10 protein-coding genes and 1 pseudogene are annotated in these 9,269 nt (G+C 74.5%); 5 read left to right on the top strand and 6 right to left on the bottom strand.

Going from position 1 to position 9,269, the window contains the following annotated elements; all coding sequences use genetic code 11:
• Window positions 1–110: 110 nt before the first annotated feature.
• The 5 genes and pseudogenes from ACFXGA_RS13105 to ACFXGA_RS13085 all read left to right on the top strand — a co-directional run bounded on the left by ACFXGA_RS13105 (window position 111) and on the right by ACFXGA_RS13085 (window position 2,373).
• Entirely contained in the window at window positions 111–269 is a 159-nt protein-coding gene (locus ACFXGA_RS13105) for a hypothetical protein (RefSeq protein WP_378087340.1), read from the top strand.
• 176 nt (window positions 270–445) lie between these two features.
• Window positions 446–745 (top strand): annotated as a pseudogene (locus tag ACFXGA_RS13100) (winged helix-turn-helix domain-containing protein); the annotation flags it as partial.
• The gene (locus ACFXGA_RS13095; protein ID WP_378087338.1) at window positions 742–1,011 is read left to right on the top strand and encodes a hypothetical protein; all 270 of its coding nucleotides are present in this window, start codon (window positions 742–744) and stop codon (window positions 1,009–1,011) included. The pseudogene ACFXGA_RS13100 and the gene ACFXGA_RS13095, both read left to right, overlap by 4 nt.
• Window positions 978–1,184, top strand: coding sequence for a hypothetical protein (locus ACFXGA_RS13090; protein ID WP_378087336.1), 207 nt, complete (start codon window positions 978–980; stop codon window positions 1,182–1,184). The genes ACFXGA_RS13095 and ACFXGA_RS13090 overlap by 34 nt, the downstream gene beginning before the upstream one ends.
• Window positions 1,185–1,572: 388 nt before the next feature.
• Window positions 1,573–2,373, top strand: coding sequence for an NPP1 family protein (locus ACFXGA_RS13085; protein WP_378087334.1), 801 nt, complete (start codon window positions 1,573–1,575; stop codon window positions 2,371–2,373).
• Window positions 2,374–2,487: 114 nt separating this feature from the next.
• On the opposite strand, the gene ACFXGA_RS13080 is transcribed toward ACFXGA_RS13085, so the two are convergent.
• The 6 genes from ACFXGA_RS13080 to ACFXGA_RS13055 form a co-directional block, all read right to left on the bottom strand.
• On the bottom strand, window positions 2,488–3,315 hold the full coding sequence (locus tag ACFXGA_RS13080; protein ID WP_378087332.1) for a peptidoglycan DD-metalloendopeptidase family protein: 828 nt from the start codon (window positions 3,313–3,315) through the stop codon (window positions 2,488–2,490).
• Window positions 3,316–3,411: 96 nt separating this feature from the next.
• The gene (locus ACFXGA_RS13075) at window positions 3,412–4,497 is read right to left on the bottom strand and encodes a Gfo/Idh/MocA family protein (protein WP_378087330.1); all 1,086 of its coding nucleotides are present in this window, start codon (window positions 4,495–4,497) and stop codon (window positions 3,412–3,414) included.
• Between the two features lie 275 nt (window positions 4,498–4,772).
• Window positions 4,773–5,534, bottom strand: coding sequence for a cupin domain-containing protein (locus tag ACFXGA_RS13070; protein ID WP_378087328.1), 762 nt, complete (start codon window positions 5,532–5,534; stop codon window positions 4,773–4,775).
• Complete coding sequence (locus tag ACFXGA_RS13065; protein WP_378087326.1) at window positions 5,531–6,448, bottom strand: PmoA family protein; 918 nt, start codon at window positions 6,446–6,448, stop codon at window positions 5,531–5,533. The genes ACFXGA_RS13070 and ACFXGA_RS13065 overlap by 4 nt, the downstream gene beginning before the upstream one ends.
• Window positions 6,449–6,642: 194 nt before the next feature.
• Entirely contained in the window at window positions 6,643–7,806 is a 1,164-nt protein-coding gene (locus ACFXGA_RS13060) for a histidine phosphatase family protein (protein WP_378087324.1), read from the bottom strand.
• 132 nt (window positions 7,807–7,938) lie between these two features.
• Complete coding sequence (locus ACFXGA_RS13055; RefSeq protein ID WP_378087400.1) at window positions 7,939–9,048, bottom strand: BMP family protein; 1,110 nt, start codon at window positions 9,046–9,048, stop codon at window positions 7,939–7,941.
• Window positions 9,049–9,269 lie beyond the last annotated feature (221 nt).

Here is a 9,269-nt window from a genome sequence, read left to right as displayed (position 1 = left end):
GGTCGGCCGGGGGGCCGGGGGCGGGGCCACCCGGGGGGGGGCCCGCTGTTACCCGGGAACTCCCAGGAACTCACGGGATTCGACCAGTCGCGCCGGACACGCTCGGCCCCATGACGACGATCGACGTGCGGGGGCCGACCGGACACGGCCCCGACACCGCGGTGGACGACCTGTCGCGCACCGCCCGGCCCGGCCCCCGGTCGACCTTGGCGGGGAGGTGCCTCGGCGTGGTCGCGGGGGCGTCCGTGGTCTTCGGGCGTGACGCGTGATGGCGACGCCGCGGGACGTGTGCCTGGGCGTGGCGGCGGCGCTGGTGGCGATGGTCGGCACCGCGCTGGTCGGGCTGCTGCTCCTGGACGCCGACCGGCTCGGCGACCCGGTCGCGTTGACGGCCGCCGTGGTCGGGCTCGCGGTGGGCGGGTCGGCCGAGTTCGGCGCGGTCGACGTGCTGACCGTGGGCACGGTGGCGTTGGACGCCGAAGGGCACCAGGTGACGCGGGCGGGGCGGCCCGTCCGCGTCTCCTCCACGGAGTTCCGGCTGCTGCACTACCTGATGGAGAACGCCGGGCGCGTGGTGTCCAAGGCGCAGATCCTCGACCGGGTGTGGCGCCACGACTTCGGCGGCGACGCGAGCATCGTGGACACCTACATCTCGTACCTGCGGCGGAAGGTGGACGTCGAGGAGCCCAAGCTGATCCACACCGTGCACGGCGTCGGGTACGTGATGCGGGTGCCCGCGCGGTGACGCGCTTCTCGTTGCGGGCCAGGCTGTTGCTGCTCACCGCGGGCCTGCTGCTGGTCGGGCTGGTCCTGGTCGGCGCGGTGGTGGCGGACCAGCTGGAGCGCTACCAGCTCGGGCGGATCGACGCCCAGCTCCGCTCGTTCACCGAGATCATCGACGGCGTCAGCGCCCAGGGCCGCCCGAGGTGCTGTACCGGATGGGCGCGATGCCCGACCGCGCCGACGTCGACCAGGCGATGCGCCGCATCGACCGCGAGGCGACCAGGCTGACCGCGCTCACCGAGGACCTGCTGCTGCTCGCCCGGCTCGACGAAGCGCCGGAGGGACAACTCGACCGCGCCCCGATGGACCTGCGGACGCTCGCCAACGACGTCGAACTGGAGACCGCCGCGGGCGAAGGCGCGTGCTTCCGCCTCACCCTGCCGCTGTCCGACCAGCCCTGAACCGACACGGACCGGCCTGGTGGGAACCGGCAACCGACCACCACCCCGAACCACCGACCCCGTACTCGCACCAGGCCAAACCCGCACCGCACGGAACCGCGCCGAGCCGCGCCGGGATTGGCCGGACCGCGCCACGCCGGTCCCGGCCCGGCCCGGCCGGGCCGGGCCGGACGAGGCAGGGCAGGCGGGCCGGGCAGGGGGCGAGTCGGGGCCGGGCGGGGTCGGTCGGATCGGGGTGGGCACCGGTGTTCGCCACATGTTCGCCTCGGCGCGACCAACGGCGGGTTGACGGCGTCACGCGCCGGCCGGGAACCTCGGAGCCGGCCGATGATCTCCGCGTCACCGGCCGCCTCCGCCGCCCGTGCCACTCGACCCCCGGATGGAAGGCATGGTCGCCGTGACCGCCACACCGCCCCGCACGACCCCCAGCGCCGCACGAACCGCCACCAAGTCGCTCACCGCCCTGCTCGCCGCGGTCCTGCTCGCGGTGCTCGTCCCCGGAGCCGCCTGGGCCGAGCCGCCGCAAGCCCTGCCCGCGAGCCACGCGGCCGCCGACGGCAAGTGGCAGCCCGCGTTCGACTACGACACCGACGGCTGCTACCCCACCCCCGCCGTCTCGCCCTCCGGCGCGATCGCCACGGGCCTGAAGAACTCCGGCGCGCTCAACGGCCAGTGCCGCGACCAGTCCGACCTGGACAACACCAACTCCTACTCGCGCTCCAAGTGCAACAACAACTGGTGCGCCTACCTCTACGACCTGTACTTCGAGAAGGACCAGGCCGTGCCGGGGATCGACTGCTGCGGCCACCGCCACGACATCGAGCACGTCGTCGTGTGGGTGAGCGGCGACCAGGCGCAGTACGTCTCCACCTCCGCGCACGGCCGGTACTCGACCTACCCGCGCTCCCAGGTCGCGTGGGAGGGCACGCACCCGAAGATCGTCTACCACAAGGACGGCCTGAGCACGCACTGCTTCCGCCTCGCGGGCGCGACCGAGCAGCCGGAGAACCACTACGGCACCTGGCAGTACCCCGACCTGGTGAGCTGGGACCACTTCCCCGCCGGCATCCGCGACATCCTGGTGAACGCCGACTTCGGCAGCGCGAGCCTCGCCATCAAGGACGGCGCGTTCGCCTACAACCTCGCCCAGGCCAAGCCCGCGGGCATCCCGTTCGACCCCAACGCCTGAACCGCCATCGCCGAACGACACCCGCTCCGGGCACGGGCGTGCCAGGTCCCGCAGAGGCGAACCCCTCGACCCGGCCGCCGCGTGCCCGCGCGGTCACGGACCACCCGTGCGACCTCAGTCGTACTTGTCCTGGTTGAGGAAACGGGCGAAGCCGCGCCAGGAGTTGGGTCCCATCACGCCGTCGATCGGGCCGGTGTACCCCCACCGCGCGGCCAGCCGCTGCACCGCCGCCCACGTGTTCGGGCCGGGCACGCCGTCGATCGGACCGGTGTAGCCGTACCCGCGCATGGCGCGCTGCAAGGCCGCGTACGTGTTCACGCCGGGGACGCCGTCGATCGGACCGGTGTACCCGTGCTCGATGCGCAACCAGTTCTGCGCGCGCTTCCACAGGATCGCGCCGGGGACGCCGTCCTGTTCGGTGGTCGTCTTCGGCAGGCCCGTGCCGCTGCCCAGGTAGGTCAGCGGGTTGATGCGCGTGCCGCTCGGGTTGATCATGTGCCAGTGCACGTGCGGCCCGGTGGACGAGCCGGAGCCGGGTGCGCCCGGCGCGCCGCCGGACAGCCCGACGACCGCGCCCATGCCGACGCGCGTGCCGTTCGCCAGCAGGAACTGCGACAGGTGCATGTACTGGGTGCGGTAGCCATTGTCGTGCTGGATGGTGACGGTGTGGCCGCCGGTGCCGTTGTACGGGATGTTGGTCACCACGCCGCCGCCCGCCGCGGGCAGCCGCGTGCCGACGGGCATGCCGTAGTCGATGCCGCCGAGCGAGCCCCGGTTCAGGTGCTCCTGCCAGGTCCCGGTGATCCCGTAACCGCTGAACGGGTTGTAGAACCCCGGCACGGCGGCGTCGGCCGGCCGCGCCACGACACCGACCGCGGTCACCACCCCGGCCGCGACCGCTCCGTGCAGGAGGGAGCGCCTGCTGATCCAGTCGTTGGTCACGTGCCGAACGTAGGGGCGGCGCGGACGTGCGGGCATCGTGCGTTCGACCGACGGCCGTTCGCGCGCGGTGCCGCCGGATCGACCAACGGGCGCGCCTCAGGCCGACCAGGGCGCGCCGGTGCCCGCCATCCCGGTGTAGAACGGGTCGCCTTCGCCGATCTCGCCCTGCGCCACCGTGCGGCGGGTGAACGCCGAGGCGTAGAGCGCGGCGACGAACTCCACGGTCATCCGGGTGTCGGCGGTGGAGACCGGCGGCGTCGCGCCGGTGTCGAGGGCGTCCAGCACGGCGGCGAACTGCGCGGTGTGGCCGCTCGGCGTGTCCCGGGGGCCGGTCTCCCACGCCGCGGCGGCACCCGGCGCGGTCGGGGCCTCGGTCACCCGCCAGTGGGCGTCGGTGTAGCCGTAGAGGTGCTCCAGGTCCACCGTGACGCGTTCGAAGTCGAACCGGAGCCGGCTGGTCTGCCGGGGCGAGACGAGCGAGTTGACCACGGTGGCGACCGCCCCGCAGGCGAACCGCACGAGCGCGGCGGACACGTCCTCGGTGTCGGTCGGCCTCGCCTGGCGGGCGGCGATGGCGGTGACCTCGGTCCACGGGCCGAGGATCGACAGCAGCAGGTCGAACTGGTGGATGCCGTGGCCCATCGTCGGCCCGCCGCCCTCGGTGTCCCACCGGCCCCGCCACGGCACGGCGAAGTACTCGTCGTCGCGGAACCACAGCGTGTTCGCCGACGCCAGCAGCGGCCGGCCGAACGCGCCCTCCGCCACCAGCCGCCGCAACCGCACCGCGCCGGAGCCGAACCGGTGCTGGAACACGGTCGCCACCGGCACCCCGGCCTCGGCCTCCGCCGCGCGCAGCCGGTCGAGGTCGGCGAGCGACAGCACCGGCGGCTTCTCGACCACGGGCACCGCACCCGCCGCCAGGCACTCCAGCGCCAGCGCCAGGTGGGTGCCCGGCGGCGTGCACAGGTGGACCACGTCGGGCCGCTGCGCGTCGAGCAGGTCGGCGAGACCGGGGTAGGTCGGCACGTCCCACTTGGCGGCGAACGCGGCCGCCCGGCCGGGGTCGAGGTCGACGGCCCCCACGAGCCGCGATCGCCCGGCCTGGTCGGTGATCGCCTCGGCGTGGGCGCCCGCGATCGCGCCCGTGCCGACGATCGCGCAGGAGTAGGTGCGACTGGTCACGGAAGGGGCTCCTCATCGGCTGCCGGGTGGGACGGGTGGTGCGCTGCCGGGATGGGTGGTGCGCTGCCGGGGCGGCCCGGTCACGGCGCGACCGGCCACGAGTGGGCTCCCGCGACGGCCGGTCACCGCCGGGGTCGCACGACGGCCGGTCACCGCCGGGGTCGGGCGGCGACCGGTCACCGGAACGGCCTCGCGGCGGCCGGTCGCAACCCGTGTCGCCCGGCGATGGGTCACCGGAACGGTCCGGCGGCGGCCGGTCGTGACAGCCGAGCCGGTCATGGCAGGGGTCTCGTGACGGCCGGCGGGCTCGTGAGCGGCACGGCCCCGGCGGCGGTGTGCGGGCGCAGGCGGCCGCACATGCCGAACACCGGGCCGGTCTCGTGCTCCGGCGACCGGAACACCGCCGCGCGGTCGAGGTGCCCGGCCAGGCCCGCGGCCAGGTCCGTCGTCACCGCGAGGCCGGCCTCCGCCTGGCGCAGCGGGCCGTCGCGGACGATCGCCGCCCACCTCCCGGCCCGAGCCCGCACCAGCGCGGCCGCGGCGGCGTGGAACTCGCGCAGCGGCCCCTCGTCGCCGTCGCGGAGCGCGTCCCGGATCGGCAGGTAGCCCCGCACCGCCAGGTCGCGCCGCCGGCGGGCGGCCGCGGCGCGCTCGGCCTCCGTCCCCCGGTCCGGCAGGGTCGCCGCGGCGCGGTAGCGGTCCGGGTCCGCGACGACCTCCGGTGGGAACGTCATCACCGCGTCACCGGCCTCCGGCAGCCCCGCGTTGTCCATCAGCACGACCACCCGCAGCCCGCCGCGGTTGACGGCCCGGTGGACGGTGCCCGGCGTGAACCAGACCACCGAGCCGGGTTCGAGCGGGATCTCGTGGCAGCCGCCGGGGTTCAGCGCGTGCAGCTCGCCGCGCCCGGCCACGACCACGTAGCACTCGGTCGAGGCCAGGTGCAGGTGCGGGCTGCCGCCGACCAGGCCGTCGGGTGCGGCGTCGTCGTAGACGTCCAGGAACGACAGCGACGTCCCGCCGGGGAAGCCGCTCACGCCGACGCCTCCCGGCGCAGCACGTCCCGGACGGCGTCGGCCAGCGCCTTCGCGTCGTCCACCCCGCCGTCCGCCACCCCGGCCCCGTAGCGGAACCGCACCGCGTCGCCGTCGGCGAGCACCAGCTCCTCGCTGAAGAACGGCGCGGGGTTCAGGCACGCGAACTCCTCGGACCGGACGAACCAGCGCGGCGGGTGGTGCGGGTTGTCGACGTGGTCCACCATCAGGACCAGCGACTCCGCGTCGTCGCCGTCGTGCCGGCCCGCGAAGGCCATCCACTCGCCCCGCGAGCCGCGCCACTCGCCGCCGCCCACGCCGTCGGGCGTGACCACGGTCCCGCCGGTGAAGGAGCGCGGGCCGCGCCAGAACAGCCCGCCGTAGCCGGCGTTCTCCCGGCCGTGCGTGGTCGGCGAGCCGAACGCGAGGTCGCCGCCCGAGGTGTTGGTCATCTCGGTGTCGAAGGTCAGCGCCCACGCCGCGTCGGACAGCAGGGTCGCGGTGATCGTCCGGCGCTCGGCGAGGACGACGCGCCCGGACTGGGTGATCCAGTCCAGCTCGTGGGTGAACGACGCGGTCCCGCCGTCCGCGCCGCTGTCGACCACGCGGCGGTGCCGCTGCGTGCCGTTGTTGTCCAGCTGCACGTAGGACCGCCCGCGGACGTAGGTCGGCCCGCCCCAGAAGTTGTCGTCGCCGACGTGCGGCAACGACCACGCGATGCCCTTGTGCCACACGTGGTCGTGCGGCCGGAACAGGCTCACCACCCGACCCGACCGGGTGCGCAGCGGGTGCAGGAACGGCTTGGGCGACTCCAGCGTCGGTGTGTCCGGGACGTAGACGTAGCGGAGGAGGTCGACCTCCCCGTCGCCGACGGTCAGCGAAGACCCGACCTCGTGCCGGACCGCGAGTGCGCTCAAAGGTCCCTCTCCTCACCGTCGGGAAAGCGCTTTCCCAGCAGTATCGAGCCCCGCCGGCCGCTCGTCAAGGCGGACCACCCCGCCGGAGGGCGGCGTGCCCGGCGGTCGGGAACCGGTCAGACCGCACCCGGCCGTCGGGAACCGCGGCAACCGGCCACGCTGCGCCCGACCGCGGGGAACCGGCGCGCAACCGATCAGACCGCGCCCAGCCGCAAGCCCCGGACGACCGAGCCGGGCGCGATGTTCATCGCTTCGAGCCGGGTCTGCCCGGCGGACAGCGTGAACCGGCTGAAGCACCCGGTGTCCCACCGCAGCCGCCGCACGCCCTTCAGCTCCGCGCCCAGCGCCCGTTCGACCAGCCACGAGTGCGGCCCGCCGTGGCCCACGACGAGCACCCGCCGGCCGCCGTGCCGGGCGGGGAGCCCGTCGAAGAAGGACAGCGCCCGCGCCCGCGCGGCCTCGTAGGACTCGTCCGGCGGGAGTTCCACCAGGTCGCCGTCACCGCCGACGATCCCGTCGGCCGCCGCGCCCAGGTCGCGCCGGATCTCGTCGTGGGACCTGCCGACGAGCCGGTGGAACACGCGTTCGCGCAACGCCGGCGCGGTCTCGACCTCGACGTCGAGCCCGGCGCAGGCGAGCCGGGCCGTCTCCGAGGCCGAGGCGAAGTCCGAGGTCAGGACGACGTCCGGGCCGAACCGCCGGACCGCCGCCCGCGCGGCCAGCGCCTCGCCGCGGCCCACGGCGGAGAGCGGCGTCGTGAACGGGTCCGGGTAGGTCCCGTCCGGGTGCTCGGGCTCGCCGTGCCGGAGGAAGAGCAGGTCCACCTCGTGCCCGGCGGGGTGGTCGTCCGGCGGCGCGGTCCGGGCGGGCCCGATGAGGTCGAGCACGTCGTCGCAGACCTCCTCGGGAGCCTTCCCGCGGATCTCCAGCGACACGCCGACCGGCCGGAACGTCGAGTGCAGCAGGTGGATCCGGTCGGTGTCCATCCGCTGGAGCGGGTCGCGGAGCGCGTTGCGGTGCAGCAGGTCTTCGACGTCGGCGGTCAGCGAGATCGTGACGAGCCGGTGGCCCCGCCGCTCGAACCTCAACGCCTGGCTCGCGAGGAACCCGACGTCCTCGAACACGCCGTCGATGATCGGCAGGAACCCGCTGTCGCAGTAGGACAGGGCGAGGTCCAGGCAGGCGACCTCGGACGCGGCCAGCGTGAACGCGGTGAAGTCGCGCGGGTGGGCCAGGTACCGCACCGAGTCGTCGGACACCCGGACCGACGGGGGCAGCGCGTCCCTCAGCAAGGCCGCCGTCGTCGTCTTCCCCGTTCCCGGAAGGCCGCGGATCAGCACCGCGAGCTGCGGGCCCACATCATCACCTGTCCCCGGGTCTCGCCGAACGTCCGCCGAGCCTAGCGACACGGCGGGAACGGCGAGCGGGAATTACCGGCAGGGCGACATCACCCCGACGGGACCGGGGAAGGCGTGAGCGTGGCGCCGGCGCTACGGCTGTTCCGCGACCTTGATCTCGCCCTTGACGATCTGCGCCTTGTACCCCTCCAGGATGCCCTGGAGCTTCGCGTCGACCTTCCCGCCCGACGTCGCGTAGCCGATGCCGTCCACCTCGAGGTCGAACACCGCCGGCAGCGAGGCCAGGTCGTCGCCGGCGGCGGCCTTGACGAAGTCGTATACGGCCACGTCGACGCGCTTGAGGCTGGACGCGACGATCACGTCCCTGGAGTCCGCGAGCGCCGGCTGGTGGTACTGGTCGGCGTCGCACCCGATCCCCAGCACGCCCGCCTGCTTCACCGCGGAGAAGACGCCGATGCCCGACGCGCCCGCGGCCGGGTAGAGGACGTCCGCGCCCTTGTCGATGAGGCCCTTCGCGGCCTCCATCCCCTTCGCCGGGTCCTGGAAGCCCGTGAAGTCGGTCGCCGGCGTGAGGTACTTGGTCTCGACCGCGATGGTGGGCGCGGCGGTCTTCGCGCCCTGGACGTACCCGGCCTCGAACTTCCGGATCAGCGGGATGTCGACGCCGCCGACGAAGCCGACGTGGCACTTCCGGCTGTGGTACGCGGCCACGACACCGGCCAGGAACGCGCCCTCCTGCTCGGCGAACACCAGCGGCGTGACGTTCGCCGCGCCGGGCACGGCCGAGTCGACCAGGCCGAACCTCACGTCCGGGAACTCGGGCGCGACGACCTTCAGCGACTCGGTGTAGGCGAAGCCGACGGCGACGATCGGGTCGAAGCCCTCGCGCGCGAGTTGGCGCAGGCGGGACTGCTTGAGCGACTCGTCCTCGTTCGGCGCGGCGGACAGCTCGCGGGTGTTCTCCGGCCGGATGCCGAGGTCCTTGATCGCCTGGTCGAACCCGGCGGCGGCGAGGTCGTTGAACGACGCGTCACCGCGGCCGCCGATGTCGTAGGCCAGACCGAGCTTGAGCGCGCTGCCGTCGATCCGCTCGCCGTCGGCGGGCTTGCCGCTGCCCGGGGTCGCGGCGCCGGAGTCCGCGGGCGCGCTCGGCGGCGTCGCGAACTCGCAGCCGGCGCCGGCGGCGGTGGTCGACCCGGCGACGCCGCCCCCGGAGTCCTTCGCGCAGGCGCTCACCACCATGACACCGCTCAGCGCGATCGCGGCAACAGCGGTCCCGAACCTCCGACGGCGCAACGCCTCGTCCTCCCTGCTCGTAGCGCGGGCACTCCCCCGGATGTCGTAGCGGGGGGCCGGCGCGACGAACCGTACCTTTTCGCGGCGGCCGCGCGGACGGGCGTTCACCTGCTGGGAACCCCGGGGGGCGCCGCCCCGCCCGCGCCCCCCCCCCCCCCCCCCCCGTG

It is taken from the genome of Actinosynnema sp. NPDC059335 (assembly GCF_042752395.1).
Classification (GTDB): domain Bacteria; phylum Actinomycetota; class Actinomycetes; order Mycobacteriales; family Pseudonocardiaceae; genus Actinosynnema.
The sequence above is the reverse complement of the archived record's forward strand: the minus strand, read 5'-3'. Positions and strand labels throughout refer to the sequence as shown.